Annotated in this window: 22 protein-coding genes, 1 tRNA gene and 1 rRNA gene; 15 read left to right on the top strand and 9 right to left on the bottom strand. The window is 62.3% G+C overall.

Translation table 11 applies throughout. The features are described from left to right. Nucleotides 1–18: 18 nt before the first annotated feature. From PKB_RS24335 to dksA, 4 genes are all read right to left on the bottom strand, one after another. Nucleotides 19–2,970, bottom strand: coding sequence for a sensor histidine kinase (locus PKB_RS24335; protein ID WP_156958069.1), 2,952 nt, complete (start codon nucleotides 2,968–2,970; stop codon nucleotides 19–21). Then, entirely contained in the window at nucleotides 2,954–3,130 is a 177-nt protein-coding gene (locus PKB_RS29700; protein WP_015478907.1) for a hypothetical protein, read from the bottom strand. The genes PKB_RS24335 and PKB_RS29700 overlap by 17 nt, the downstream gene beginning before the upstream one ends. Nucleotides 3,131–3,214: 84 nt before the next feature. Continuing rightward, on the bottom strand, nucleotides 3,215–4,102 hold the full coding sequence (gene gluQRS, locus PKB_RS24325) for a tRNA glutamyl-Q(34) synthetase GluQRS (protein ID WP_043255257.1): 888 nt from the start codon (nucleotides 4,100–4,102) through the stop codon (nucleotides 3,215–3,217). Between the two features lie 95 nt (nucleotides 4,103–4,197). Beyond that, on the bottom strand, nucleotides 4,198–4,641 hold the full coding sequence (gene dksA / locus PKB_RS24320) for an RNA polymerase-binding protein DksA (protein WP_043255255.1): 444 nt from the start codon (nucleotides 4,639–4,641) through the stop codon (nucleotides 4,198–4,200). Between the two features lie 191 nt (nucleotides 4,642–4,832). On the opposite strand from dksA, the gene PKB_RS24315 reads away from it, so the two are divergent. Together PKB_RS24315 and sfsA are read left to right on the top strand one after the other, a co-directional pair. Further along, complete coding sequence (locus tag PKB_RS24315) at nucleotides 4,833–6,005, top strand: pyridoxal phosphate-dependent aminotransferase (protein ID WP_043255253.1); 1,173 nt, start codon at nucleotides 4,833–4,835, stop codon at nucleotides 6,003–6,005. Beyond that, nucleotides 6,005–6,712: a DNA/RNA nuclease SfsA gene (sfsA, locus tag PKB_RS24310; RefSeq protein WP_043255252.1), complete on the top strand. Its 708-nt coding sequence runs from the start codon at nucleotides 6,005–6,007 to the stop codon at nucleotides 6,710–6,712. Before PKB_RS24315 ends, sfsA begins: the two co-directional genes overlap by 1 nt. On the opposite strand, the gene PKB_RS24305 is transcribed toward sfsA, so the two are convergent. After that, nucleotides 6,709–7,035, bottom strand: coding sequence for a Rieske (2Fe-2S) protein (locus tag PKB_RS24305; protein ID WP_043255250.1), 327 nt, complete (start codon nucleotides 7,033–7,035; stop codon nucleotides 6,709–6,711). The genes sfsA and PKB_RS24305 overlap by 4 nt on opposite strands. A 334-nt stretch (nucleotides 7,036–7,369) precedes the next feature. On the opposite strand from PKB_RS24305, the gene PKB_RS24300 reads away from it, so the two are divergent. Together PKB_RS24300 and PKB_RS24295 are read left to right on the top strand one after the other, a co-directional pair. Further along, on the top strand, nucleotides 7,370–8,353 hold the full coding sequence (locus PKB_RS24300) for a FecCD family ABC transporter permease (protein WP_156958150.1): 984 nt from the start codon (nucleotides 7,370–7,372) through the stop codon (nucleotides 8,351–8,353). Next, entirely contained in the window at nucleotides 8,353–9,120 is a 768-nt protein-coding gene (locus tag PKB_RS24295; RefSeq protein WP_043255245.1) for a heme ABC transporter ATP-binding protein, read from the top strand. Before PKB_RS24300 ends, PKB_RS24295 begins: the two co-directional genes overlap by 1 nt. Before the next feature lie 880 nt (nucleotides 9,121–10,000). Here the strand turns inward: PKB_RS24295 and PKB_RS24290 are convergent. The 3 genes from PKB_RS24290 to PKB_RS24280 all read right to left on the bottom strand — a co-directional run bounded on the left by PKB_RS24290 (nucleotide 10,001) and on the right by PKB_RS24280 (nucleotide 12,943). Further along, entirely contained in the window at nucleotides 10,001–10,801 is an 801-nt protein-coding gene (locus PKB_RS24290; RefSeq protein WP_043255243.1) for a cyclic nucleotide-binding domain-containing protein, read from the bottom strand. Between the two features lie 94 nt (nucleotides 10,802–10,895). Then, nucleotides 10,896–11,183: a TfoX/Sxy family protein gene (locus PKB_RS24285; protein ID WP_043255241.1), complete on the bottom strand. Its 288-nt coding sequence runs from the start codon at nucleotides 11,181–11,183 to the stop codon at nucleotides 10,896–10,898. Nucleotides 11,184–11,380: 197 nt separating this feature from the next. Next, on the bottom strand, nucleotides 11,381–12,943 hold the full coding sequence (locus tag PKB_RS24280) for a bifunctional aminoglycoside phosphotransferase/ATP-binding protein (RefSeq protein ID WP_043255239.1): 1,563 nt from the start codon (nucleotides 12,941–12,943) through the stop codon (nucleotides 11,381–11,383). Nucleotides 12,944–13,161: 218 nt separating this feature from the next. Here PKB_RS24280 and mrcB point away from each other — a divergent pair, with 218 nt between their 5' ends. Genes mrcB through PKB_RS24265 form a run of 3 tightly spaced genes read left to right on the top strand, consistent with a single transcriptional unit; the run spans nucleotide 13,162 to nucleotide 16,677 of the window. Beyond that, the gene (gene mrcB / locus PKB_RS24275; RefSeq protein WP_084166718.1) at nucleotides 13,162–15,492 is read left to right on the top strand and encodes a penicillin-binding protein 1B; all 2,331 of its coding nucleotides are present in this window, start codon (nucleotides 13,162–13,164) and stop codon (nucleotides 15,490–15,492) included. 16 nt (nucleotides 15,493–15,508) lie between these two features. Beyond that, complete coding sequence (locus PKB_RS24270; RefSeq protein ID WP_043255237.1) at nucleotides 15,509–16,348, top strand: tetratricopeptide repeat protein; 840 nt, start codon at nucleotides 15,509–15,511, stop codon at nucleotides 16,346–16,348. Beyond that, nucleotides 16,348–16,677 carry a YqcC family protein gene (locus PKB_RS24265; protein ID WP_043255235.1) on the top strand — a complete coding sequence of 110 codons (330 nt, stop codon included), beginning with the start codon at nucleotides 16,348–16,350 and terminating at the stop codon, nucleotides 16,675–16,677. The genes PKB_RS24270 and PKB_RS24265 overlap by 1 nt, the downstream gene beginning before the upstream one ends. 11 nt (nucleotides 16,678–16,688) lie before the next feature. On the opposite strand, the gene PKB_RS24260 is transcribed toward PKB_RS24265, so the two are convergent. Further along, a complete protein-coding gene (locus tag PKB_RS24260) occupies nucleotides 16,689–17,135 on the bottom strand; it encodes a DUF4124 domain-containing protein (RefSeq protein ID WP_043255233.1) in 447 nt (148 codons plus the stop codon). 403 nt (nucleotides 17,136–17,538) lie between these two features. Between PKB_RS24260 and PKB_RS24255 the strand changes: the two genes are divergently transcribed. From PKB_RS24255 to PKB_RS24220, 8 genes are all read left to right on the top strand, one after another. Then, a complete protein-coding gene (locus PKB_RS24255) occupies nucleotides 17,539–19,269 on the top strand; it encodes an acetolactate synthase 3 large subunit (protein ID WP_043255230.1) in 1,731 nt (576 codons plus the stop codon). 2 nt (nucleotides 19,270–19,271) lie between these two features. Then, nucleotides 19,272–19,763, top strand: a complete 492-nt coding sequence (ilvN, locus tag PKB_RS24250) for an acetolactate synthase small subunit (protein WP_043255228.1) — start codon at nucleotides 19,272–19,274, stop codon at nucleotides 19,761–19,763. A gap of 45 nt (nucleotides 19,764–19,808) precedes the next feature. After that, nucleotides 19,809–20,825 (top strand): ketol-acid reductoisomerase, encoded by a 1,017-nt coding sequence (gene ilvC, locus PKB_RS24245; RefSeq protein WP_043255226.1) that lies wholly within the window; start codon nucleotides 19,809–19,811, stop codon nucleotides 20,823–20,825. 140 nt (nucleotides 20,826–20,965) lie between these two features. Continuing rightward, entirely contained in the window at nucleotides 20,966–21,790 is an 825-nt protein-coding gene (pssA, locus tag PKB_RS24240) for a CDP-diacylglycerol--serine O-phosphatidyltransferase (RefSeq protein WP_043255223.1), read from the top strand. Nucleotides 21,791–21,847: 57 nt separating this feature from the next. Next, a complete protein-coding gene (gene msrP / locus PKB_RS24235) occupies nucleotides 21,848–22,861 on the top strand; it encodes a protein-methionine-sulfoxide reductase catalytic subunit MsrP (protein WP_043255221.1) in 1,014 nt (337 codons plus the stop codon). Then, nucleotides 22,861–23,469, top strand: a complete 609-nt coding sequence (gene msrQ, locus PKB_RS24230; protein ID WP_043255220.1) for a protein-methionine-sulfoxide reductase heme-binding subunit MsrQ — start codon at nucleotides 22,861–22,863, stop codon at nucleotides 23,467–23,469. The genes msrP and msrQ overlap by 1 nt, the downstream gene beginning before the upstream one ends. Before the next feature lie 528 nt (nucleotides 23,470–23,997). Then, a 16S ribosomal RNA gene (locus PKB_RS24225) occupies nucleotides 23,998–25,534 on the top strand. A gap of 81 nt (nucleotides 25,535–25,615) precedes the next feature. Further along, nucleotides 25,616–25,692: transfer RNA gene (locus PKB_RS24220), tRNA-Ile, on the top strand. Nucleotides 25,693–25,698: the final 6 nt, after the last annotated feature.

The raw sequence follows: 25,698 nt of genomic DNA, 5'->3' as shown, positions 1-25,698 counted from the left end.
CTCTCTCGACGTGCTCGTCTACTGCTCGGCCGTCGGGCCAGGATGCCGCGGCAAGGTGACGCGAATGCGCGTACCGCATTCACGTTCGGGGTCAGCCGGGCTGTCTATGGTGATCTGCCCATAATGCTCTTCCACGATCGAATAGACCAGTGCGAGCCCCAGGCCGGTCCCCTTGCCGGGGTCCTTGGTGGTGAAGAAGGGCTCGAACAGTCGCTCGATGATGGATTTCGGAATGCCGCTGCCTTCGTCCTCGACGATCAGGTCGACGGTGTTCTCCGAGGCCTCAGTGCGGACCCGGATGGCGCCGGCCGGCGGTGAAGCGTCGCGGGCATTGGACAGCAGGTTTATCAGGACTTGAGCGAGGCGTTGGGCATCGCCTTCGACCCAGTGTTCGGGATCGCAGAGGTTGAAGAACTGCACTTCGACGCTGCGGCGGTTCAATGATAGCAAACTGATGGCTTCCTGGGCGACGTCGGCCAGGCATACAGGTTCGACTTCGACCTGCTTGCCGCCAGCATGGGCGAAGCTCATCAGTGACTGGACGATGCGCGAGACACGCTTGGTCTGTTCGAGGATCTGCCCGCTGATCTCGGTCAGCTCGCCGTCGCCTTCGCGTTCCTCGCGCAGATTCTGGGCGAGGCAAGCGATGCCGGTGATCGGGTTGCCGATCTCGTGCGCCACGCCGGCTGCCAGGCGGCCGATGGAGGCCAGGCGCTCGGAGTGGATCAGCTTGTCTTCCAGCAGCTGGGTCTCGGTGAGGTCCTCGACCAGGATCACTAGGCCGCTGTTACCGGGAGCAAGTGGCTCTTCGATGGCCGCCTTGTGCAGGTTCAACCAGCGGGTCTGGCCGTCGATAGCCAGGCGCTGTTTGTGCAAGTGTTGGTCTGGCGCTTCGATGAAACCTTCCAGCAAGCCTTTCCAGGGCTCGGGCAAGGCCGACAGGCGCGAGCCGACCACGCGCTGCGCATCGACGCCGGTGAAGTCCTCGATGGCGCGGTTCCACATGAGGATTTCCTGGTCCTTGGCCAGCGAGCAGACGCCCATCGGCAAGTCCTGAAGGGTCTGCCGGTGATAGCGGCGCAGGGCGTCGAGTTCGGCGGCCAGGCCTGTGAGCCGCGAGTGGTAGTCCTCCAGGCGGCTCTCGATGAAGTGGATGTCCTCGGTGACGTAGCTTTCGCCGCCGGCCTTGTAGGGCAGGAAGGTTTCCACCATGTCCTGGGCGACGCTGGGGCCCATCAGGCCGGAGAGGTTGGCCTCGATTCGGTCGCGCAGGCGGCGCAGGGCATATGGGCGGCGTTCGTCGAAGGGCAGGTGCAGGTCGCGCAGGGCCTGTTCGACTTCCTTCTGCGCGGCCTTGGCACCCAGCGGCTTGGCGAGTTGCCCGGCGAACTCCTGCGGCGAGCTGGCGATCAGCTCGCGGCGCTGCGGACGGCGTACGTTGTCGACGGCGCAGGCTTCGGCCGCACCTTTCTCTTCGTCGCTGGCTTCGCTGAACAGCGAGACCAGGGTGAACACCAGCACGTTGGCGGCCAGCGAGGCCAGCGCTGCAAGGTGCCAGCTGGCTTCGTCGAGCACGTACAGCGAGTCGAAGATCGGCAGGTAGATGCTCTGCAGGTTGCCGATCAGTGGCACCAGCATGGTCACGCCCCAGACCAGCATGCCGGCGACGAGACCTGCGATGAATCCACGGCGATTGGCCGCCGGCCAATAAAGCACGGAGAGCGCGCCGGGAAGGAACTGCAGGGTGGCGACGAAGGAGACGATGCCGAGGTTCGACAGCTCCTGCTCCGAGCCGAGCAGCAGGTAGAAGAAGTAGCCGAGCAGGATGATGGTGGCGATCAGGCCGCGGCGGGTCCATTTCAGCCAGCGGTAGATGTTGCCCTCGGCGGGTGGCTGGTACAGCGGCAGCACCAGGTGGTTGAGCACCATGCCGGAGAGCGCCAGGGTCATCACGATGATCAGCCCGCTGGCCGCGGAAATACCGCCGATGAAGGCGGCTAGGGCGAGCGCCGGACTGTTCACCACCATGCCCAGGCCGAGGGTGAAGTATTCCGGGTTGGTCGCCGCGCCCAGGTGCAGGCCGGCCCAGAGGATCGGCGGCACCGCCAGGCTCATCGGCAGCAGGAACAGCGGCAGGCCCCAGCTCGCGGTGAGCAGTGCGCGCGGGTTGAGGTTCTCGGTGAAGGTCATGTGATACATGTGCGGCATCACGATGGCGGCAGCGAAGAACACCAGCAGCAGCGTGCGCCAGGGGCCTTCCGCCAGCGGCGTATGCAATGTGCTCAGTGCCTCCTGGTTCTGCAGCAGCCAGACCTCCAGGCCGTCGGGGCCGCCGAACACGCCGTAGAGGGCGAACAATCCAACCGCCCCCATGGTGATCAGCTTGACCAGCGACTCGAAGGCAATGGCCATCACCAGCCCTTCGTGGCGCTCGCGTGTGGCGATATGGCGAGCGCCGAAGAGGATTGCGAAGAGGGTGATCAGCGCGCAGAAGGCCAGGGCGGTGCTGTTGGTGTCGTTGGTGCGGGTCAGCAGGCGCACCGAGTTGGTCACCGCTTCGATCTGCAGTGCCAGCATCGGCAGCACGCCTATCACCATGAACAGCGTGGTCAGCGCGCCGGCCCAGGTGCTGCGGAAGCGGAAGGCGAAGAGGTCTGCCAGCGAAGACAGCTGGTAGGCGCGGGTGATTCGCAGGATCGGATAGAGCAAAACCGGCGCCAACAGGAATGCACCGGACACGCCCAGGTAGATCGCCAGGAAGCCGTAGCCATATTGATAGGCCAGCCCGACGGTGCCGTAGAAGGCCCAGGCGCTGGCATAGACGCCCAGCGACAGGGTGTAGACCAGCGGGTGACGCACCAGCCGTCGCGGGATGTAACCGCGTTCGGTGATCCAGGCCACGCCGAAGAGAATCAGAAGGTAGACGAAGCTGATCAGGATCAGCTGGGCAAGGCTAAAGCTCATCGGCATCGCGCTGGCTCTGCAGGATAAAGGTCACGACGATGAGGATCAGCCACAGCAGGTAAGGGCGGTACCAGGCGCCGTGGGGGTCGATCCACCAATCCATGATGGCGGGCGAAAACAGGTAGATGCCCACGACCAGAAGCAGCACCAGTCGGTAGATGTACATGACAGGCCTCTCAATGTGCGGTCGGCAGGCTACAGGCTGCCGGTAGGCGCCTGCAAGCCAGGGCACGGTGCCCCTGCTTCCATCTTAGAGCCGAGCGTCTTCCAGCGTCAGGCTGCGGGGAATTCGCCCTGCATCCCAGTGCGCGATGCCCCAGTCGAGGACCTCGCGCGGCGTGCAGTGGACCAGCGCTTGCGGCGCCGCCTGGCCCAACGCGCGCAAGGCGCGAACCAGAAGGGGCGCGGCCTGTTCGGCGGGGAGCGGTGGCGAGCGATATGACTTGCCCAGCTTGTGGCCATCCGGCTGGATGATCAGCGGGACGTGCAGGTAACGCGGATGGGCGATGCCGAGCAGCTCTTGCAGGTACAGCTGGCGCGGGGTGTTGTCGAGGAGGTCGGCGCCGCGAACGATGTCGGTCACGCCCTGCCAGGCATCGTCCAACACCACGGCCAATTGGTAGGCGAAGAGGCCGTCGCGGCGACGGATGATGAAGTCGCCGACTTCGCGGCCCAGGTGCTGGCGGAACTCGCCCTGCACGCGGTCGATGAAGGCGTATTCAAGCTCCGGTACGCGGATGCGGATGGCGACGTCGCCATGCCAGTCATGCTGTGCGTTTCGGCAGGTGCCGGGATAGATGCCGCCGGTACCTTCGAGCTGTTTGCGCGAGCAGGTGCACGCATAGGCCAGGCCGCTAAGCAGCCATTGCTGGATCACCGCCTCGTAGGCTTCGCCGCGGGAGCTCTGGCGCTCCACCGGGCCGTCCCACTCGAAGCCGTAGCGCTCCAGGGTCTGCAGGATGGCGTCCTGTGCGCCGGGCATTTCCCGCGGCGGGGCGAGGTCTTCCATGCGCACCAGCCAGCGGCCGCCGACCGCGCGGGCATCCAGGTAGGAGGCGACGGCGGCGACCAGCGAGCCGAAGTGCAGGTAGCCACTGGGTGTGGGGGCGAAGCGGCCTATGTAGCGGGATTCAGGCATGGCGCGGCGCGTGTTTGGGGTGTGTTACAGCGGCCGGTTGGGCCGCACAAATGCAAAGGGGCGCCTAGGCGCCCCATTCGCGAAAAGCCGTCGACTCAGGAGCCGAGTTGCTTTTCCTTGATTTCCGCGAGGGTCTTGCAGTCGATGCACAGGGTCGCGGTCGGGCGGGCTTCCAGGCGGCGGATACCGATTTCCACGCCGCAGGAGTCGCACCAGCCGTAATCGTTGTCTTCGATCAGCTGCAGGGTTTCGTCGATCTTCTTGATCAGCTTGCGCTCGCGATCGCGGGCACGCAGTTCGAGGCTGAATTCCTCTTCCTGGCTGGCGCGGTCGGCCGGATCGGGGAAGTTGGCCGCTTCGTCCTGCATGTGGTGCACGGTGCGGTCGACTTCTTCCATCAGCTCAACTTTCCATTTGTTGAGGATGGAGGTGAAGTGGGCGCGCATGCGCTCGCTCATGTACTCCTCGCCCTTGGTTTCCTGGTAGGGCTCGAAGCCACGAATCAGTTGGCTGCTCTGCTGTTTTGCTTTGGTGGGCATGGATGACCGCCTCTCACTCTCGCTAGTCCTGTCGCGGATGGTCCCTCGCCGGTCGTCGCCGGCCCCGCGCTCGCAAGCGGGCGAACTTACCAGATCGATAACCGCGATGCTACTCCCGGTTGTCTTGCCTGCTGCCACCCGCGATGGGCTTGGTTAGAATCGCCTCTTCGTCGCAAAGTTCGGTATTTCGTATGGCCTTTTCTTTCAGTGCGCGCAGCCGCGCCATCGAGCCTTTCCACGTCATGGCGCTGCTGGCGCGAGCCAACGAGCTCCAGGCCGCCGGCCACGACGTCATCCACCTGGAAATCGGCGAGCCGGACTTCAGCACCGCCGCGCCCATAGTCGCCGCCGGTCAGGCTGCGCTGGGTGTCGGCCACACGCGCTACACCGCTGCGCGTGGGCTGCCGCAGCTGCGCGAAGCCATCGCCGGCTTCTACGCCTCGCGTTACCGCCTGAACGTCGACCCCGAACGCATCCTGATCACGCCCGGCGGCTCCGGCGCCTTGCTGCTGGCCAGCAGCCTGCTGGTCGATCCGGGCAAGCACTGGCTGCTGGCCGACCCCGGTTATCCGTGCAACCGTCACTTCCTGCGCTTGGTCGAGGGCGCGGCTCAGCTGGTTCCGGTCGGCCCGCAGAGCCGCTATCAGCTGACTCCCGAACACATCCAGCAGCACTGGAATCAAGACAGTGTAGGCGCTTTGCTGGCGTCGCCTGCGAATCCTACGGGCACCTTGCTACATAAGGATGAACTGGCAGCGCTTTCGGCCGTGCTGAAGGCGCGCGGCGGGCACCTCGTGGTGGACGAGATCTACCATGGCCTGACCTACGGCGTGGACGCCAGCAGCGTGCTGGAAGTGGACGACGAGGCCTTCGTCCTCAACAGCTTCTCCAAGTACTTTGGCATGACCGGCTGGCGCCTCGGCTGGCTGGTGGCGCCGCCAGAAGCGGTGGGAGAACTGGAGAAGCTCGCGCAGAACCTCTACATCAGCGCACCGAGCGTGGCCCAGTACGCCGCGCTGGCGTGCTTCGAGGCGGACACCCTGGCGATCCTCGAGGAACGTCGTGCCGAGTTCGCCCGCCGTCGTGATTTCCTGCTGCCGGCTCTGCGCGACCTTGGCTTCGGGATTGCCGTGGAGCCCGAGGGAGCCTTCTATCTGTATGCCGACATCAGCGCCTTCGGCGGTGATGCCTATCGCTTCTGCCAGCACTTCATCGAGACCGAGCACGTGGCCTTCACTCCCGGCGTGGACTTCGGTCGCTACCAAGCCGACCACCATGTGCGTTTCGCCTACACGCAGAACCTGGAGCGCCTGCAGCAAGCGGTCGACCGTATCGCTCGCGGACTGAAGAGCTGGCGTCCCTGATGCGCTTCGTCCCGGCGTTGGAGGAGGCGCGCCTGCTGCGCCGCTACAAGCGCTTCCTTGCCGACATCGAAACCGCCAGTGGTGAGCAACTGACCATCCACTGCCCGAACACCGGCTCGATGCTCAATTGCATGAGCGAAGGTTGCCGAGTGTGGTTCAGCCGCTCCAGCGACCCCAAGCGCAAGCTGCCGGGCACCTGGGAGCTTGCCGAGACGCCACAGGGGCGGCTGGCCTGCGTGAACACCGGGCGTGCCAATCGTCTGGTGGAGGAAGCCCTGCTGGCGGGTGACATCGCAGAACTGGCCGGATTCGCCGAACTACGCCGCGAAGTCGCTTATGGCGTGGAGAACAGCCGCGCCGACTTCCGTCTGGACTTCGCCGAGGGGCCAGTTTTTGTCGAAGTGAAGAGCGTCACCCTGGGCTTCGACGACACCGCCGTGGCTGCTTTCCCGGACGCAGTTACTACGCGCGGCGCCAAACATCTGCGTGAGCTCGCCGCTATGGCCCGGGAAGGGACGCGCGCGGTGTTGTTGTATTGCGTGAACCTGTCCGGCATCGAAGCGGTACGCCCGGCGGTCGAGATCGATCCGGCCTATGCCAATGCCCTTGGCGAAGCGCGTGAGGCGGGTGTCGAGGTGCTGGCTTATGGTGCTGATCTCGATCCGCAAGAGTTACGCCTGGTCCGGCGGTTGGACGTGCGCGCCTAGAGCGCTTCCAGCTCCACCCACAAGCCCTGCGGGTCTTCGCGGCAGGGCAGGGCGTCGAGCGTGTGGCCCAGGCACGGGCCCTGGATGCATTCGCCCGACTCGATCAGGAACAGCGCCCCATGGTGGGCGCATTGCAGCAGGCTGCCAGTGGAGTCGAGGAAGCGGTCGGCTTCCCACTCCAGCCGCGTGCCGCGGTGCGGGCAACGGTTGCGGTAGACATGCGCACGGCCATTGCGACGCACGGCGACGAGGTGCTGCCCGGCGAGGGTGAAGCCTCGGCTGCAGCCTTCGCTCAGTTCGTCGGTGGGGCAAAGCAGTTGCATGGGAGTCCCGCTATTTAGGGAGCACATCCGTGTGCTGAAGAAGTAGAGCGCGCAGACTCGCCGTTCCGCCCATACAAGACAAGTGACAGGCGATCGGCGGAAAAGTGACGCTCGAAAAGCGGCGCGACCTTATAAGGTTTGTTTTGTAAATGCAAATCATTATCAATGTTGCGAGTCGTTGCGGGCATTTGCCGCGATCCCGCTCTGCCGCGTCGGGCTGGCGGGCCTATCGGCGGGCTCTTATCCTTCCGCGCAACTTCTTCGTGCGGATGACCGCCCTTTGACCCGACCGGTTCCAGCTCGTCCCCTTTTCCTCGGCCTTTGCGCCGCGCTGCTGCTGGTGTTCTGGCTGGCCCTGGCGCTGGGTTCGGTCAGCCTGCCGCTGGGCGATACGCTGCGTGCGTTGCTGCATCTGTCTGGAGTGCCGGTGAAGGTTGAAGGGTTGGAGCAGGCCGAATTGATCGTGGGGCAGCTGCGTCTGCCGCGCGCACTGATGGGATTGCTGGTGGGCGCTTTGCTGGCGTTGTGCGGCGTGGCCATGCAGGGACTGTTTCGCAATCCCCTGGCCGACCCGGGGTTGATCGGCGTATCCAGCGGCGCCGCACTGGGGGCAGCCCTGGCTATCGTCTTTGGCGCGGCAATCGGTGGATTGCCGGCGGTCCTCGCTCCCTATCTGCTTTCCCTCTGCGCCTTCCTCGGCGGTTTGGTGGTGACCTGGCTGGTCTATCGCCTGGGACGCCGCGACGGCCAGACCAGCGTCGCCACCATGCTTCTCGCCGGTATTGCCCTGACCGCACTGGCCAGTGCGCTGATCGGCCTGTTCAGCTATCTCGCTGACGACGCCACCCTGCGCAGCCTGACGTTCTGGAATCTCGGCAGCCTGAACGGAGCCAGCTATCCGCGCCTCTGGCCGCTGCTGCTGGTGGGCATGCTGGTGGCGGCCTGGCTGCCGCGTCGGGTGGACGCGCTCAACGCGCTACTGCTGGGTGAGTCGGAGGCGCGCCACCTGGGCTTCGATGTCGAGCGCCTGAAGGTCGAGCTGATTTTCTGCACGGCGCTGGGTGTTGGTGCTGCCGTCGCTGCGGCTGGAATGATCGGCTTCATTGGCCTGGTAGTGCCGCATCTGTTGCGACTGGTCGTCGGTCCGGATCATCGCCGTCTCCTGCCGGCGTCGATGCTCGGTGGCGCGATCCTGCTGCTGCTCGCTGATTTGCTGGCGCGCTTGGCCCTGGCGCCTGCGGAATTGCCCATCGGCATCGTCATGGCGCTGATTGGTGCGCCATTCTTCCTTTATCTGCTGCTGCGGAGTCGCCTCTGATGTTGCGCGCGGAAAACCTGACGGTAGTGCGCGGCGGCAAGCCGGTGCTGCACGGCCTGTCGCTGGCCCTGCAGGCAGGTGAAGTGCTAGGAGTGTTGGGTCCCAATGGCGCCGGAAAGAGCACGCTGCTTGGCGCGCTGAGCGGCGAGCTGAAGCCGAGCATTGGCCAGGTGAGCCTGGACGGGCGCGACCTGCAGTCCTGGGCGGGCACAGCTCGTGCGCGCCGACTGGCAGTGTTGCCGCAGACGTCCTCGCTCAACTTCGCCTTCGATGTGGAAACCGTGGTCGGCTTCGGCCGTTTGCCCCATTCCAGTGGCCGCCAGATCGACGCGCAGATAGTTGCAGCAGCCCTGCGCGTGGCGGATGCCGGGCATCTCGCCGGGCGCAGCTATCTCGCGTTGTCCGGCGGCGAGCGCCAGCGCGTGCACCTGGCGCGGGTGTTGGCGCAACTGTGGCCGGGCAATGCCGAGCAGGTCCTGTTGCTGGACGAGCCGACTTCCGCGCTCGATCCACTACATCAGCACAGCCTGCTGCAGGCTGTGCGAGAAATCGCCGAGCGCGGAGTGGCAGTGCTGGTGGTGCTGCATGACCTGAACCTCGCGGCGCGCTATTGCGATCGGTTGCTGCTGCTGCGCGACGGCCTGGAGCGAGCGGCCGGAACACCCGAAGCGGTGCTGCAAGCCGAGCCCCTGCGCGACGTGTTTGGCCTGGATGTGCTGGTCCAGCGCCATCCGGAGCGTGGTCATCCGCTCGTAGTGGTGCGCTGAGCGGGCTTTTTCGCGGGCAAAAAAAGACCCGGCGATGTGCCGGGTCGAAACCGTGATTAGCCTGATGAGGAGATAATCTGATCGTCCGACTGCGGTGGCCGCTCAGTTTATCGACTGGCCTCGCAGCCAGTGGTTTGAATAATAACAATTATCATTTGCATGTCAACGCTTTTCTGCCTGCTCGCTAATCGGAACTCTGCGGGTATCTCCGGCAAAAGTGCAGGCAAAAAAAGACCCCGCGGAGAGGCGGGGCGGATCCGTGATTAGCCTGATGAGGAGATAATCTGATCGTCCGACTGCGGTGGCCGCTCAGTTTATCGACTGGCCTCGCAGCCAGTGGTTTGAATAATAACAATTATCATTTGCATGTCAACGCTTTTCTGCCTGCTCGCTAATCGGAACTCTGCGGGTATCTCCGGCAAAAGTGCAGGCAAAAAAAGACCCGGCGAAGAGCCGGGTCGAATCCGTGATTAGCCTGATGAGGAGATAATCTGATCGTCCGACTGCGGTGGCCGCTCAGTTTATCGACTGGCCTCGCAGCCAGTGGTTTGAATAATAACAATTATCATTTGCATGTCAACGCTTTTCTGCCTGCTCGCTAATCGGAACTCTGCGGGTATCTCCGGCAAAAGTGCAGGCAAAAAAAGACCCGGCGAAGAGCCGGGTCGAATCCGTGATTAGCCTGATGAGGAGATAATCTGAAGAGTCCGACTGCGTGGTCTCTTGAGCTTATCGTCTGGCCTCGCGACCAGATAATCCAATAATAATCATTATCATTTGAGAGTAAACCTCTTCTCTCGCTATTTTCATCATCGCTCGAAGTCGCTCCCAAAAAAGCAGAAGCCCGGCGCGGGGCCGGGCTTCTGTGGCGGTGGAGAGCTCAGCTTGCGCTCTGTTGCTGGCGCAACTGGGTGACTTCGCGGTTCAGCAGGTCGATGCGGCGGGCCATGCTCTCGATCAGGCTGTGGGCAATTCGCGGATTGCTTTGCATCAGGCTGAGGAACTGGTCCTTGGGAATCACCATCACCGTGCAGGGTTCGCTGGCGACGACGCTGGCGCTGCGTTTCTCGCCGGTGAACACGGCCATCGCGCCGAAGATCTCGTCCTTCTGTACGTCGCCAACCTTCTGCCCATCGACGAAGGCCTCGGCGTGGCCCTCGATGATGATGAACACGTGTTCGGCTTCGTCGCCCTGCTGGATCAGCTGGTCGCCGGCGGCGAAATGGCGGAAGCCGGTGGACGGGCGGATATCCGGCTGCTTGAGATGTGCGAGAGCGTCGGAGAGCAGCGCCGTATGGCCGATCAGGTATTGGAGGAAGAGCTCCTGGCGCTCCGGGCTCTCATGGATATGTGCGAACACTTCGTTGCGCGAGTAGGGGATCAGGCACAGAGGCTCTTCGCTGCTGTAGCGGCAGGGCGGCAGGTCGATGCCCTGGCGCAGGCCCACGATATCGCCTTCCTGCAGGTAGAACAGGGGGCGCTCGTCGACTACCGCGTGCAGCAGGCCATTTTCGATCAGGAACAGCTGGTTACCCGGTACTGCGGCGATCAGATCGTCGGTGCGCTCCAGGCGAATGGGCTCGCCACAGGGTTGCAGGCCTGAAAGAAGCTGGGCAGGAATGCTCTGCAGGCGGGTGATCAATTGATCGGCATAGGCCGGTTGTTCGCCGAGTAAATACATGAGCCGTGGTTCCTTGGGCTGGCGGTGGCAATCGAGGGCACACGAAAGTCCCTGAAACGATAGGGGCAGTCACCGTGTTCCGTAAATCCTTTCGTCAGCGGCTTGTGAGCTGGCTCCGGTTCTGTATCGGAAAAGTTTCCAGCTCGCCCAGCAAAGCTGCCTTGTGGGCGGGGGGCAGATCGTTCCAGTGCACATCCAGCAGGGCGCCTTCGATGGCATACAACAGCACCTTTGAGGCGCGGAATCCACGCGCCCGCACCGCTCGATAGGCACCCACCGCGCCCAGCCGGCGCAGATCCGAGACATTGTGGATACCCACTGCATGCAGCCACTGGGTGGAGGTTTTGCCGAGATTCTTCAGGTGCAGCAGTTCATCGTTCATCGTCGGTCCTTGCGATGCGGCACGCGGTGGTGAGTCATGCATGGCGGCGAGGGCCTGAACTGCAGGGACGGCCCGCTTGATGTTCAGAAAAAGTGTAGCGGGCTGTAAGAAAATTGTGGCTTTGTGATATCGCTCGCCGCCGAGCTGCTGGATGCGCGACGAACGGCCGGGGTCGACGCATCGACCCCGGCTGCGGGTCAGATCCCCGGCAGGCGCTGGCGGATGTTGGCGACCAGCGCGTCAAGGCTGGCGCTGTCCTGGGTGTCGACGCGCTTGCTGTGGGCCAGCTCGTCGTTGTCCAGGGCTTCGCGTCCGGCTTGCTGGGCCTGCACGACCTCCAGGGTGGCATCGGACGGGTCGACACCTTGCGCTTGGCGCTGAGCCAGCCAGCCGGCGATGACGCTATCGGGCGCCTGACAGTCGAGGATCAGGTAGGGCACGCCGGTGGCGTCGGCGACTTCGCGAGCGGCCTGGCGCTGGACGTGCTTGAGGAAGGTGGCATCGAGCACTACCGGATAGCCGGTGCGGAGGATGTCGGCAGCGAGCTGGTTCAGGCGCTGGTAGGTGGCCTGGCTGGCGTCGTCGCTATAGATGCCGCCTTTCAGGGTGCCTTCCTGGCCGGACTGCTGCTCACCGAACAGGCGCTTGCGCTCGACGTCCGAACGCAGGCGTACGGCGCCCAGCGCTTCGACCAGGCGCATGGCTACGGAGCTCTTACCCACCGCGGACACGCCTACCGTTACTGCCAGGAAGCGCGACGGGATGGCGCTGTAGCTTTCCGCCAGGTTGGCGTAGTTGCGGTATTGGCGCAGGGTCGCGGCCTTCTGCACGGCATCGTTCTGGAACGCCAGGCTGAACAGCGCGATCTTGGCGCGGACCAGTGCGCGATAGGCCTTGTAGAAGTTGAGGATTTCCAGGGACTGGTAGTCGCCGGTGCGCTCCAGGTACTGGTTGACGAAGCGCCGCGCGTGGCATTTCAGGCCGCGGTCCTCGAGGTCCATGGCGAGGAAGGCGTAATCGGCGCAGACGTCGGTGAAGCGGAACGGCTCGTTGAATTCGATGCAGTCGAAGAGCACCACGTTGCCGTCGATCAGGGCCGCGTTGCCGAGGTGGATGTCACCGTGGCATTCGCGGATCGAGCCGTTCACCTTGCGTGACTGGAGCACGGGCAGCAGGCGTTCGAAGGAGCTTTCCGCCCAGCTTTCGAGCGCGTCGAGCTGCTGCAGGTCGGCCTTGTCGCTGAGCAGCGGGCGGATCTGCTCGAAGTTCTGCCGCACCGGAGCCATAACCGCTTCCGCGGTGCCCAGCGGGTTTTCCTGAGGAACCTGCGGCGTGCGCTGGTGGAACTCGGCGATCTGCCGGGCGAGGGCGTCGATATGGTCGGTCGTCAGTTCGCCGCGCGCCTGGACTTCGCTGAGCAGTCCGCTCTGGGGGAACTCGCGGCACTTGAGGGCGTATTCGATGGCCGGGCCGTCGCCACCCAGGCGCGGTTCGCTCTCGCTGCCGGTGATCGGCAGAACATCCAGGTAAAGGCCGTCGGTCAGGCGCTGGTTCAGGCGCAGTTCTTCCTCGCAGAAATGCTTGCGCGCCGCGAGGTCAGTGAAGTCGAGGAAGCCGAAGTTGACCGGCTTCTTGATCTTGTAGACATAGGTGCCGGTGAGCAGGACCCAGGAAATGTGGGTTTCGATAACCCGGACCTGCTCTACCGGATGCGGGTAGAGGGCTGGGTTCTGCAGGGCAGCGATCAGAGTCTGGCTCACGGTATTTTCCTTGGCTGTCCGGTTCGTAAGGCCAGGCATTATGGCGGCATGAGCCGTGGGTGCAAACTTGTGATGGCCGGCCGGCAACCAATCGCCTTTGTGCTGGTCGAAGGCAGCGTCGCTGCGGCCGCCTTATCGGCGGCCCTCGACCCAAGAGCCCGGATGCCGCCTGCGGTGGCGTCTGTCCCCTGTGGATAAATTACGTATAATGCGCCGCCATGACGCGTCCTAGATCTTCCCGCTCCCGCACTCCCAAACGTAACGACTCGCCGCGCCTGCGCAAATGGCTTGGCTGGGCCCTGAAACTCGGCCTGGTCGGTCTTGTCGTGCTCGCCGGCTTCGCCGTCTATCTGGACGCGGTCGTCCAGGAGAAGTTCTCCGGCAAGCGCTGGACCATCCCGGCCAAGGTGTATGCCCGACCGCTCGAACTCTTCGTCGGCCTCAAGCTGAACGAAACCGACTTCCTGCAGGAGCTCGGTGCGCTCGGCTATCGCCGCGAGGGCAGTGTCAGTGGGCCTGGCGCCGTGGCTGTATCCGGCAATACCGTCGACCTGAACACTCGCGGCTTCCAGTTCTATGAAGGCGCCGAGCCGGCCCAGCGCATCCGTGTGCGCTTCTCCGGCGACTCCGTCGCGGGCCTGAGCCGCGCCGATGGTTCCGACCTGGCCGTGGCGCGCATGGAGCCGCTGCTGATCGGCGGCATGTACCCGGCGCACAACGAAGACCGCATCCTGATCAAGCTGGATGAAGTGCCGCCCTATCTGGTCGATACCCTGGTGGCCGTCGAGGACCGCGACTTCTGGACCCACCACGGTGTGTCGGTGAAGTCGATCGCCCGTGCCGTCTGGGTCAACGCCAGTGCCGGGCAGCTGCGCCAGGGCGGCAGCACGCTGACCCAGCAGTTGGTGAAGAACTTCTTCCTGACCAATGAGCGCAGCCTGAGCCGCAAGCTGAACGAAGCCATGATGGCCGTGCTGCTCGAGTTGCACTACGACAAGAAGGACATCCTCCAGGCCTACCTCAACGAGGTGTTCCTCGGCCAGGATGGCCAGCGCTCGGTGAATGGCTTCGGGCTGGCCAGCCAGTACTTCTTCAGCCAGCCGCTGTCGGAGTTGAAGCTGCCGCAGGTGGCCCTGCTGGTGGGCATGGTCAAGGGCCCGTCCTACTACAACCCGCGGCGCAATCCGGAGCGTGCGCTGGAGCGACGGAACGTCGTCCTCGACGTGCTCGCCGAGCAAGGCGTGATCACCCAGGACCAGGCCGCCATCGCCAAGAAGGCCCCGCTGGGCGTGACCAGCCAGGGCAGCATGGCGAACAGTTCCTACCCGGCCTTCCTCGACCTGGTGAAGCGCCAGTTGCGTCAGGACTACCGCGAGGAAGACCTGACCGAGGAAGGGCTGCGCATCTTCACCAGTTTCGATCCGATCCTGCAGTTCAAGGCGGAAAGCGCGGTCACCGAGACCTTCAAGCGCTTCACCGGCCGCAAGGGCATCGACGAAACCGAGACCGCGATGGTCGTGACCAACCCGGAAACCGGCGAGGTGCAGGCGCTGGTCGGCAGCCGCGACGCGCGCTTCGCTGGCTTCAACCGGGCCATCGATGCCGTGCGGCCAATCGGCTCTCTGGTCAAACCGGCGGTCTATTTGACTGCGCTCGAGCGTCCCAGCCAGTACACCCTGACCACCTGGATCCAGGATCAGCCGTTCTCCATCAAGGGCAAGGACGGGCAGGTGTGGACGCCGAAGAACTACGAAGGCGACTCCAACGGCACCATCTTCCTTTACCAGGGGCTGGCGCGTTCGCTGAACCTGTCGACCGCCAAGCTGGGCCTCGATCTAGGCGTGCCGAACGTGCTCAAGACCCTCGAGCGCCTGGGCGTTCAGGTCGACTGGCCAGCCTATCCGTCGATGTTGCTGGGCGCCGGGGCATTGAGCCCGATGCAGGTGGCGACCATGTACCAGACCATCGCCAGTGGCGGCTTCAATACGCCGCTGCGCAGTATCCGCAGTGTGCTTGCCGCTGACGGCCAGCCGCTCAAGCGTTACCCGTTCCAGGTACAACAGCGCTTCGATCCGGGCGCCATTTACCTGCTGCAGAACGCAATGCAGCGGGTGTTGCGCGAAGGTACGGCGCGTTCGGTCTACAGCCAGCTGCCGTCAAGCCTGACCCTGGCCGGCAAGACCGGCACCACCAACGACTCCCGCGACAGCTGGTTCTCCGGATTCGGCCAGGACCTCCTGGCGGTGGTCTGGCTGGGTCGCGACGATAACGGCAAGACACCTTTCACCGGTGCCACCGGTGCGCTGCAGATCTGGACTTCGTTCATGCGCAAGGCCGAGCCCCTGCCATTGGATACGCCGAAGCCGGATAATGTGGTCATGGCCTGGGTTGATCCGCGTACCGGCCAGGGGAGCGACGCCAGTTGCCCGGGCGCCGTACAGATGCCCTATATTCGCGGTAGTGAGCCGGCAGCGGGCGCCGGTTGTGGCACCAATCCGGAGAACCCGGCCGGTCAGGTGATGGACTGGGTTCGCGGCTGGTTGAACTGAGGCGAGAGGATTCGAAGTGAGAAATGCGTGGTTTGCCGTGGCTGCCGCCGCGGCCGTGCTGTCCGGTTGTGCGACTCCGCAGCAGGGGGCCATTCCTGTCGCGGACCAGGGCACCTCGGTGTCCAACCAGGAGCGCGTCGGCTATTCCGGCACCAACCAGCCTGGCTACAACAACGCGCCGCGCGCGGCGCAGCTGTCGGGCGACTCTGGCGTGACCGTGATGGTGCCGCAGGATGCTGGCGCTGCACCGATCCAGACTTTCCCCGCGCAAAGCGGCGCGGCACCGCTGACTACTTCGCCGATTACTCCTGGTCCTCAGTACGGCGCGCCGGCCACTCCGACGACGTCGAGCACGCCGAGCAGTATCAGCAGCACCGGTGGCTTCAGCCAGCAGGTTTACCAACAGCCCGTCTATCAGCAGCAGTCTGCCCAGCCGCCGGCGTATCAACCGCCGGCTTACCAGTCGGCGCCTGCGCAGCAGATGCCGAGCGGCATTCCATCGAGCAACACCCCGCTGGCGGCTGACGAACAACTCGACGGCCCCGTCCTGGCGCTATTGACCACTGCCCAGCAGCAGCAGGGCAGCGGCGATCTCAATGGTGCATCCGCCAGCCTGGAGCGTGCCCAGCGCATTGCCCCGCGCGAGCCGCAGGTGCTCTACAAGCTCGCGCAAGTGCGCCTGGCTCAGGGTGATAGTGCCCAGGCCGAGCAGGTTGCACGGCGCGGGTTGGCGCTGGCCGGTGGACGGCCGACGCTGCAGGCCAGCCTCTGGGATGTGATCGCCAAGGCCCGCGAGGCGCAAGGCGATGCTTCTGGCGCAGCCGCTGCGCGACAAAGCGCGAAGGCGACCTTGTAATGGACCGGCGACTACCGGCATTGGCCGACCAGCTGCTGCTCATCGAGCGCGAGCTGCGTGCGCTCGATCTGTGGGCCGCGCAGCCGCCGTCGGTGGAGGCGCTGGCCAGCGTTGAGCCGTTCTGCGTGGATACGCTGGCGCTCGAAGAATGGCTGCAGTGGATCTTCCTGCCGCGCATGAAGCAGATTATCGAGGCGGGTGCGGATCTGCCGCATGCTTCGGGCATCCGCGAGATGGCAGAAGTCACCTATGCCGGCGAGGGGGCGCGGTTCCTGCCGCTGCTGCTCGCCCTCGGAGAGTTCGATCGGCTGATCGCTCGCGAGGGCTGATGCCAGCCTAGTTAGTCGCAGTTCTGCTGCAGGTCGTGCTCGGTTTCTGTGATGCGCGCCTGCCGCTCCTCCTCCGGAATCCGGCGCATGTCGCCGTTATCGTCGGAAACTCGCACGCGCGGGTTGTTCTTCAACTGAGCCAGATTGGTCCGCAGTCCGTCGCAATATTTGGCGCGCTCGGCCTCTTGTTGGGCAACTTCCTGCCTCACCTTTTCGTCGGCGGCCTTCTGCTTGTCATCTGCCGAGGGCGGCAACGTAGGTGCAGCCTTGGCCGGTAGCGGAAAACCGGGCGTGGGCTGGGCGATCTTGGTGTCGACCGCTGCTGCCTTGGCGTCGGTCGGCGGCTGGGCGCCGAAATGCGTGACGCCCTGGGCGTCGACCCACTTGTATACCTGAGCGGCCATCACCGGAGCACTCAGGGCCAGCATCAGGCTGCCCAGCAGAATCGTGCGTCGCATGCTGTTTCGGTCCTTGGGGTTCGGAGTCTGGCGGTAACTATAACCAAAAGTGCCGATGGTTCCGCAGAGGAAGATCACAACGCGCGTTAGTAACAGATCCATATATAGCTTGACTTGCTGCGAACGAATCAGAAGAATCCAAGGTTCGCTGCAGTGGGCCGGCCGCAAGCTGGTTTTACTCGGCAGACAAGAGGTGCTACCCGCGCCGCAAAGTTTCACCCTGTTTCGCGTTACCTCGCGCTGGGTGGAGGCTCTCCGTAACACAAACAGGAGCGTCTCCAGGTTCTGCTCAATCGGCAGTCGACGTAGCCGGCGATTACATTCGCCCATGTCTGCCGGGCAGCCATCCAAGTCGGTCCCCCACGTCGGGGGTTTCCGTATATAGCGTTCTAGAGGTGACAACGTGGAGCTTTTATCCGGCGCTGAAATGGTCGTCCGCTCGCTGCGTGACGAAGGCGTTAAGTACATCTACGGGTACCCGGGCGGTGCCCTCCTGCATATCTACGACGCTCTCTTCAAAGAGAACGACGTGACCCACATCCTGGTTCGCCACGAGCAGGCCGCCACTCACATGGCCGACGGCTATGCGCGCGCCACCGGCAAACCTGGCGTGGTCCTGGTGACTTCCGGTCCGGGCGCGACCAATGCCATCACCGGCATCGCTACCGCGTACATGGACTCGATCCCCATGGTGGTGATCTCTGGCCAGGTGTCCAGCAACATGGTCGGCACCGACGCGTTCCAGGAAACCGACATGGTCGGTATCTCGCGTCCGATCGTGAAGCACAGCTTCATCATCAAGCACCCGGCGGAAATCCCCGAGGTGATCAAGAAGGCCTTCTACATTGCCCAGTCCGGCCGTCCCGGTCCGGTCGTGATCGATATTCCGAAGGACATGGGCGACCCGACTCAAAAGTTCGAGTACGCCTATCCGAAGAAGGTCAAGCTGCGTTCCTATAGCCCTGCCGTCCGCGGCCACTCCGGCCAGATCCGCAAGGCCGCCGAGATGCTGCTGGCTGCCAAGCGCCCGATCATCTACTCCGGTGGCGGCGTGATCATGGGCAATGCCGCCGAGCCTCTGACCGAGGTCGCGCGCATCCTCAACGTGCCTGTGACCAACACCCTGATGGGCCTGGGCGGCTACCCGGGCAGCGATCGCCAGTTCGTCGGCATGCTGGGCATGCACGGCAGCTACACTGCCAACCTGGCGATGCACCACGCGGACGTGATCTTCGCCGTCGGCGCGCGCTTCGATGACCGGGTGATCAACGGTGAAACCGCAGCCAAGTTCTGCCCGAACGCCAAGATCATCCACGTCGACATCGACCCGGCCTCGATCTCCAAGACCGTCAAGGCCGACATCCCGATCGTTGGCCCGGTAGACAGCGTCCTGACCGAAATGGTCGCCATCCTCAAGGAAATCGGCGAGACCCCGAACAAGGAAGCGCTGAATGCCTGGTGGAAGCAGATCGACGAATGGCGCGGCAGCCGTGGTCTATTCCCCTACAACATGGGTGACGGCAGCATCATCAAGCCGCAGACCGTGATCGAGACCCTCTGGGAAGTCACCGGCGGTGACGCCTTCGTCGCCTCCGACGTAGGCCAGCACCAGATGTTCGCGGCGCAGTACTACCGCTTCAACAAGCCCAATCGCTGGATCAACTCCGGTGGCCTGGGCACCATGGGCTTCGGCTTCCCGGCCGCCATGGGTGTGAAGCTGAACTTCCCGGATGCCGACGTCGCCTGCGTAACCGGCGAGGGCAGCATCCAGATGAACATTCAGGAGCTGTCGACCTGCCTGCAGTACGACCTGCCGGTGAAGATCGTCAACCTGAACAACGGTGCTCTGGGCATGGTCCGCCAATGGCAGGACATGCAGTACAACAGCCGCTACTCGCACTCCTACATGGAATCCCTGCCGGACTTCGTCAAGCTGGCTGAGGCCTATGGTCACGTGGGCATGCGCATCACCGAGCTGAAGGACCTGAAGCCGATGATGGAAGAAGCCTTCGCCCTGAAGAATCGCCTGGTGTTCATGGACATCCAGGTCGACACCAGCGAGCACGTCTACCCGATGCAGATCCGTGGCGGTGCGATGCGCGACATGTGGCTGAGCAAGACGGAGCGTACCTGATCATGCGACACATCATTTCCCTGCTGCTGGAAAACGAACCTGGCGCGCTGTCCCGCGTTGTCGGCCTGTTCTCCCAGCGCAACTACAACATCGAAACCCTCACCGTCGCCCCGACCGAGGATCCGACGCTGTCGCGTCTGACCCTGACCACTGCCGGCCAGGACGAGGTCATCGAGCAGATCACCAAGAACCTCAACAAGTTGATCGAGGTGGTGAAGCTGGTGAACCTGTCGGAAAGCGCGCACATCGAACGCGAGCTGATGCTCGTCAAGATCAAGGCCACCGGCGCCCAGCGCGCCGAGGTCAAGCGCACTACCGACATCTTCCGCGGACAGATCGTCGACGTGACCAGCAGCGTGTACACCGTGCAACTGGCAGGCACCAGTGACAAACTGGACAGCTTCATCCAGGCCATCGGGACCGCCTCGATCATCGAAACGGTGCGTACCGGTGTGACCGGCATCGCCCGTGGCGACAAGACTCTCAGCATCTGAATTTGAAAGACGGCCCACGAGGCCAATAGACAGGGGATTACCCAAATGCGCGTTTTCTACGATAAAGACTGTGACCTCTCCATCATCCAGGGCAAGAAAGTTGCCATCATCGGTTACGGTTCCCAGGGCCACGCCCATGCCTGCAACCTGAAGGATTCCGGCGTCGACGTTACCGTCGGCCTGCGTGCGAACTCTTCCTCCGTTGCCAAGGCTCAGAACCACGGCCTGAAAGTCGCCGAAGTCGCTGAAGCCGTTGCTGCTGCCGACCTGGTCATGATCCTGACCCCGGACGAGTTCCAGGGCCGCCTGTACAAGGACGAGATCGAGCCGAACCTGAAGAAAGGCGCCACCCTGGCCTTCGCTCACGGCTTCTCCATCCACTACAACCAAGTCGTACCGCGCGCTGACCTCGACGTGATCATGATCGCGCCGAAGGCTCCGGGCCACACCGTACGTTCCGAGTTCGTAAAAGGCGGCGGTATCCCTGACCTGATCGCCATCTACCAGGACGCTTCCGGCAACGCCAAGAACGTCGCCCTGTCGTATGCCTGCGGCGTCGGCGGCGGCCGTACCGGCATCATCGAAACCACCTTCAAGGACGAGACCGAAACCGACCTGTTCGGCGAGCAGGCCGTTCTGTGCGGCGGTTGCGTCGAGCTGGTGAAAGCCGGTTTCGAAACCCTGGTCGAAGCTGGCTACGCGCCGGAAATGGCCTACTTCGAGTGCCTGCACGAACTGAAGCTGATCGTTGACCTCATGTTCGAAGGCGGCATCGCCAACATGAACTACTCGATCTCGAACAACGCCGAATACGGCGAGTACGTGACCGGTCCGGAAGTGATCAACGCCGAATCGCGTGCTGCCATGCGCAACGCTCTGAAGCGCATCCAGGACGGCGAATACGCCAAGATGTTCATCACCGAAGGCGCTGCCAACTACCCATCGATGACCGCCTACCGCCGCAACAACGCTGCCCATGGCATCGAAGTCGTTGGCGAGAAGCTGCGCGCCATGATGCCGTGGATCGCTGCCAACAAGATCGTCGACAAGTCCAAGAACTAAGGGCTTTCGCGACACTCGAAGAAACGCGGCCTCGGCCGCGTTTTTTCGTTCTTGCCCGCGCTTCTGGTATAAAGCCTGGGCGCGCGGGCCCCTGTCCGGTCCGTGCATTCATCTCCCGTAGAGTTCCCAAGGAAGTTTTCATGACTGAAGGTCCCGAGGAGCCGAACAAGGTCTCCGAAGAAACCGAAAGCCTGCTCCCCATCGATGAGCACATCGAAGAAGGGCACGACGATCAGGGGCGCAAGGTGCGTCATCGTGGCATCTACCTGCTGCCCAACCTGTTCACCACGGCGGCCCTGTTCACTGGCCTGTACGCCATCATCAATGCCATGAGCGGCGACTTCTCCAATGCGGCCATCGCCATTTTCGTCGCCATGGTCCTGGATGGCCTGGACGGTCGCGTTGCACGCCTGACCAATACCCAAAGTGCCTTCGGTGCCGAGTACGACTCGCTGTCCGACATGGTCGCCTTTGGCGTAGCGCCGGCGCTGGTTGCCTTTGAGTGGGCGCTGAGCAGCCTGGGCAAGGTCGGCTGGATGGTTGCCTTCATCTATGTTGCGGGTGCTGCGCTGCGCCTGGCGCGCTTCAACACGCAGGTGGGCAAAGCCGATAAGCGCTACTTCATCGGCCTGGCCAGCCCGGCTGCCGCGGCTCTGGTCGCTGGTACCGTTTGGGCGTTTGCTGACTTCCAGGTGCAGGGCGCCAAGGTCTCGCTGCTGGTTGCGCTGATGGTCGCGGCTGCCGGCATGCTGATGGTCAGCAACATCAAGTACTACAGCTTCAAGGATCTCGACCTGCGCGGTCGCGTGCCGTTTATGGCAATCCTCGTGGTGGTGCTGGCATTTGCCGTAGTCTTCACCGACCCGCCGCGCATCCTGCTGCTGTTGTTCCTCGCTTATGCTGCGTCCGGCCCGGTGCAATACTTGTTGCAATTGCGCCGTCGCAAGCAGCCCCCTGCGGTGTAATTCCGCACGGGCTCCGCAGTCTATTGGCGCATTCAGCCAGTAGTTGCGGAGCCCGCCATGTTGATCAAGATTGCCCGCCCGTCCGACTGCCACGAGTCGGAAGTCACTCCCGAAGCTCTCTACCTGTCACGTCGCCGCTTTCTCGGCGGAAGCCTCTCTGGTATCGCGCTGGCGTCCTTGCCGGGATTCGCGAGTGCCGATCCTTCTCGCTACGACGGTGTCGATCCGGTTGCGCAAACTCCTGCCTGGTTCGATGAAAAGCTAGGCGCGCTCAAATGGGATGCCGTAACCGTCAAAGGGGAAAGCATCACCCCCTTTGCCGACGCGACCCACTACAACAACTTCTACGAGTTCGGACCCGAGAAGACAGATCCGGCAGCAAACGCCGGTGCTCTGCAGACCGAGCCGTGGTCGGTGGTAATCGACGGAGAAGTGGCCAAGCCCGGCAAGTACGCCCTGGAAGACTTCATCAAGCCCTATCAGCTGGAGGAGCGCATCTACCGGCTGCGCTGCGTGGAAGCCTGGTCGATGGTGATTCCCTGGATAGGCTTCCCGATCGCGGAGCTGATCAAGCGCGTCGAGCCGACCGGCAATGCCAAATACCTGCGCTTCGAAACGCTGGTCGATAGGGCGCACATGCCCGGTGTGCAATCCAATTTCGCGTTGATCGAATGGCCATATGTGGAAGGTCTGCGCATGGACGAGGCCATGAATCCGCTGGCAATACTGGCTGTCGGAATGTACGGCCGGGTGCTGGCTAACCAGAACGGTGCGCCACTGCGCCTGATCGCTCCCTGGAAATATGGATTCAAAGGTGCCAAGTCGATCATCCGTATCAGCTTTGTCGCCGAACAGCCGAAGACTACTTGGCAAAGCTTGGCGCCGGACGAGTACGGCTTCTATGCCAACGTCAATCCGACTGTGGACCACCCGCGCTGGACTCAGGCTCATGAAAGACGCCTACCTAGTGGATTATTCAGCCCGAATATTCGTCCCACCCTCATGTTCAACGGCTATGCCGAAGAGGTCGCTTCGCTGTATGCGGGCATGGATTTGAGGGTGAACTACTGATGCGTAATCCCATCTGGCGAATCACCGTTTTCATTCTGGCTTTGTTACCGCCGCTGTACTGGCTGTATCAGGCCTGGATATTTGCGCTGGGACCTGATCCAGGTAAGGCGCTGGTTGATCGGTTGGGGCAGGGCGGCCTGATTCTCCTGCTGCTCACACTGGCGATGACTCCGCTGCAGAAGCTGACGCGCTGGGGAGGCTGGATTCAGGTTCGCCGGCAGCTGGGGTTGTGGTGCTTTGCCTATATATGCCTGCATCTGTGCGCCTATGGTGTGTTCATCCTTGGGCTGGATTGGGCGCAGCTGGGCGTCGAGTTGCGCAAGCGCCCCTACATCATCGTTGGCGCCTTGGGTTTCCTCTGTTTGCTTCCGCTGGCGTTGACCTCGAACAAATACAGCATGCGTAGGCTGGGGGCGAACTGGAAGAAATTGCACCGGCTGATCTATGTCATCCTCGGTTTCGGGCTTCTACATATGCTGTGGGTCGTTCGCTCCGACTTCGAGCGCTGGGCGCTGTACGCGTCTCTGGGGCTGTTGCTACTGATAGTGCGGGTACCTCCGATAGCGAAGCAGCTGCCGGTCCTTCGGACTCGACTCGCCTCGCGCTGAAAATTCTTTCAGAAAGTCGTTGACGGGCATTTTTAAGTCCCTATAATGCGCACCACTCCCAGCGACGAAGCGCTGAAAGAGCTTGAAAATCAAGCGCTTACAGGTTCTCGAGGCTGAGAGTGGTGGTCTGGCAGGCGACTCGCTTGCCGCTTTCTCTTGTTCGCCTCTGCGGGCTCGATGAAAGAAGATCGCCGAGGTGCTTGACAGCGAAATTCAACGCTGTAATATGCGCCTCCCGCTGACGAGAAGCGTTGCTGCTCGAAAGCGCAAGCGGTTGAGTAGAAAAGAGATTTTCGAAAAACAGCTTGACAGAAAGAAAGGCTGCTGTAGAATGCGCGGCCTCGGTTGAGACGAAAGACTTCGCCGAAACGCTCTTTAACAAGTTGAATCAAGCAATTCGTGTGGGTGCTTGTGAGTTAAGACTGGTGATCGCAAGATTATCAGCATCACAAGTAACACTCGTGAATTCGAGAGTTTTTTGCGATTGCTGAGCCAAGTTTAGGGTTTTCTCAAAACCCAATCAGTATTGAACTGAAGAGTTTGATCATGGCTCAGATTGAACGCTGGCGGCAGGCCTAACACATGCAAGTCGAGCGGATGAAGGGAGCTTGCTCTCTGATTCAGCGGCGGACGGGTGAGTAATGCCTAGGAATCTGCCTGGTAGTGGGGGACAACGTTTCGAAAGGAACGCTAATACCGCATACGTCCTACGGGAGAAAGTGGGGGATCTTCGGACCTCACGCTATCAGATGAGCCTAGGTCGGATTAGCTAGTAGGTGAGGTAACGGCTCACCTAGGCGACGATCCGTAACTGGTCTGAGAGGATGATCAGTCACACTGGAACTGAGACACGGTCCAGACTCCTACGGGAGGCAGCAGTGGGGAATATTGGACAATGGGCGAAAGCCTGATCCAGCCATGCCGCGTGTGTGAAGAAGGTCTTCGGATTGTAAAGCACTTTAAGTTGGGAGGAAGGGCAGTAAGTTAATACCTTGCTGTTTTGACGTTACCAACAGAATAAGCACCGGCTAACTTCGTGCCAGCAGCCGCGGTAATACGAAGGGTGCAAGCGTTAATCGGAATTACTGGGCGTAAAGCGCGCGTAGGTGGTTTGGTAAGATGGATGTGAAATCCCCGGGCTCAACCTGGGAACTGCATCCATAACTGCCTGACTAGAGTACGGTAGAGGGTGGTGGAATTTCCTGTGTAGCGGTGAAATGCGTAGATATAGGAAGGAACACCAGTGGCGAAGGCGACCACCTGGACTGATACTGACACTGAGGTGCGAAAGCGTGGGGAGCAAACAGGATTAGATACCCTGGTAGTCCACGCCGTAAACGATGTCGACTAGCCGTTGGAATCCTTGAGATTTTAGTGGCGCAGCTAACGCGATAAGTCGACCGCCTGGGGAGTACGGCCGCAAGGTTAAAACTCAAATGAATTGACGGGGGCCCGCACAAGCGGTGGAGCATGTGGTTTAATTCGAAGCAACGCGAAGAACCTTACCTGGCCTTGACATGTCCGGAATCTTGCAGAGATGCGAGAGTGCCTTCGGGAATCGGAACACAGGTGCTGCATGGCTGTCGTCAGCTCGTGTCGTGAGATGTTGGGTTAAGTCCCGTAACGAGCGCAACCCTTGTCCTTAGTTACCAGCACGTTATGGTGGGCACTCTAAGGAGACTGCCGGTGACAAACCGGAGGAAGGTGGGGATGACGTCAAGTCATCATGGCCCTTACGGCCAGGGCTACACACGTGCTACAATGGTCGGTACAGAGGGTTGCCAAGCCGCGAGGTGGAGCTAATCCCATAAAACCGATCGTAGTCCGGATCGCAGTCTGCAACTCGACTGCGTGAAGTCGGAATCGCTAGTAATCGTGAATCAGAATGTCACGGTGAATACGTTCCCGGGCCTTGTACACACCGCCCGTCACACCATGGGAGTGGGTTGCTCCAGAAGTAGCTAGTCTAACCGCAAGGGGGACGGTTACCACGGAGTGATTCATGACTGGGGTGAAGTCGTAACAAGGTAGCCGTAGGGGAACCTGCGGCTGGATCACCTCCTTAATCGAAGATCCCGGCTTTCTCATAAGCTCCCACACGAATTGCTTGATTCACTGGTAAAGCGACGGTTAGGCAACCCTATATGGGTCTGTAGCTCAGTCGGTTAGAGCGCACCCCTGATAAGGGTGAGGTCGGCAGTTCGAATCTGCCCAGACCCACCAATCGTT

Source organism: Pseudomonas knackmussii B13, assembly GCF_000689415.1.
Taxonomy (GTDB): domain Bacteria; phylum Pseudomonadota; class Gammaproteobacteria; order Pseudomonadales; family Pseudomonadaceae; genus Pseudomonas; species Pseudomonas knackmussii.
The sequence above is the reverse complement of the archived record's forward strand: the minus strand, read 5'-3'. Positions and strand labels throughout refer to the sequence as shown.

Bases quoted from the DNA above. Each gene is read 5' to 3' on its own strand.
- msrP (WP_043255221.1), top strand. From the start codon at position 21,848: ATGTTGATCAAGATTGCCCGCCCGTCCGACTGCCACGAGTCGGAAGTC.
- pssA (WP_043255223.1), top strand. From the start codon at position 20,966: ATGACTGAAGGTCCCGAGGAGCCGAACAAGGTCTCCGAAGAAACCGAA.
- PKB_RS24260 (WP_043255233.1), bottom strand. From the start codon at position 17,135: ATGCGACGCACGATTCTGCTGGGCAGCCTGATGCTGGCCCTGAGTGCT.
- msrQ (WP_043255220.1), top strand. From the start codon at position 22,861: ATGCGTAATCCCATCTGGCGAATCACCGTTTTCATTCTGGCTTTGTTA.
- PKB_RS24295 (WP_043255245.1), top strand. From the start codon at position 8,353: ATGTTGCGCGCGGAAAACCTGACGGTAGTGCGCGGCGGCAAGCCGGTG.
- gluQRS (WP_043255257.1), bottom strand. From the start codon at position 4,102: ATGCCTGAATCCCGCTACATAGGCCGCTTCGCCCCCACACCCAGTGGC.
- PKB_RS24290 (WP_043255243.1), bottom strand. From the start codon at position 10,801: ATGTATTTACTCGGCGAACAACCGGCCTATGCCGATCAATTGATCACC.
- ilvN (WP_043255228.1), top strand. From the start codon at position 19,272: ATGCGACACATCATTTCCCTGCTGCTGGAAAACGAACCTGGCGCGCTG.
- mrcB (WP_084166718.1), top strand. From the start codon at position 13,162: ATGACGCGTCCTAGATCTTCCCGCTCCCGCACTCCCAAACGTAACGAC.
- PKB_RS24305 (WP_043255250.1), bottom strand. From the start codon at position 7,035: ATGCAACTGCTTTGCCCCACCGACGAACTGAGCGAAGGCTGCAGCCGA.
- sfsA (WP_043255252.1), top strand. From the start codon at position 6,005: ATGCGCTTCGTCCCGGCGTTGGAGGAGGCGCGCCTGCTGCGCCGCTAC.
- PKB_RS24335 (WP_156958069.1), bottom strand. From the start codon at position 2,970: ATGCCGATGAGCTTTAGCCTTGCCCAGCTGATCCTGATCAGCTTCGTC.
- dksA (WP_043255255.1), bottom strand. From the start codon at position 4,641: ATGCCCACCAAAGCAAAACAGCAGAGCAGCCAACTGATTCGTGGCTTC.
- PKB_RS24265 (WP_043255235.1), top strand. From the start codon at position 16,348: ATGGACCGGCGACTACCGGCATTGGCCGACCAGCTGCTGCTCATCGAG.
- PKB_RS29700 (WP_015478907.1), bottom strand. From the start codon at position 3,130: ATGTACATCTACCGACTGGTGCTGCTTCTGGTCGTGGGCATCTACCTG.
- ilvC (WP_043255226.1), top strand. From the start codon at position 19,809: ATGCGCGTTTTCTACGATAAAGACTGTGACCTCTCCATCATCCAGGGC.
- PKB_RS24285 (WP_043255241.1), bottom strand. From the start codon at position 11,183: ATGAACGATGAACTGCTGCACCTGAAGAATCTCGGCAAAACCTCCACC.
- PKB_RS24315 (WP_043255253.1), top strand. From the start codon at position 4,833: ATGGCCTTTTCTTTCAGTGCGCGCAGCCGCGCCATCGAGCCTTTCCAC.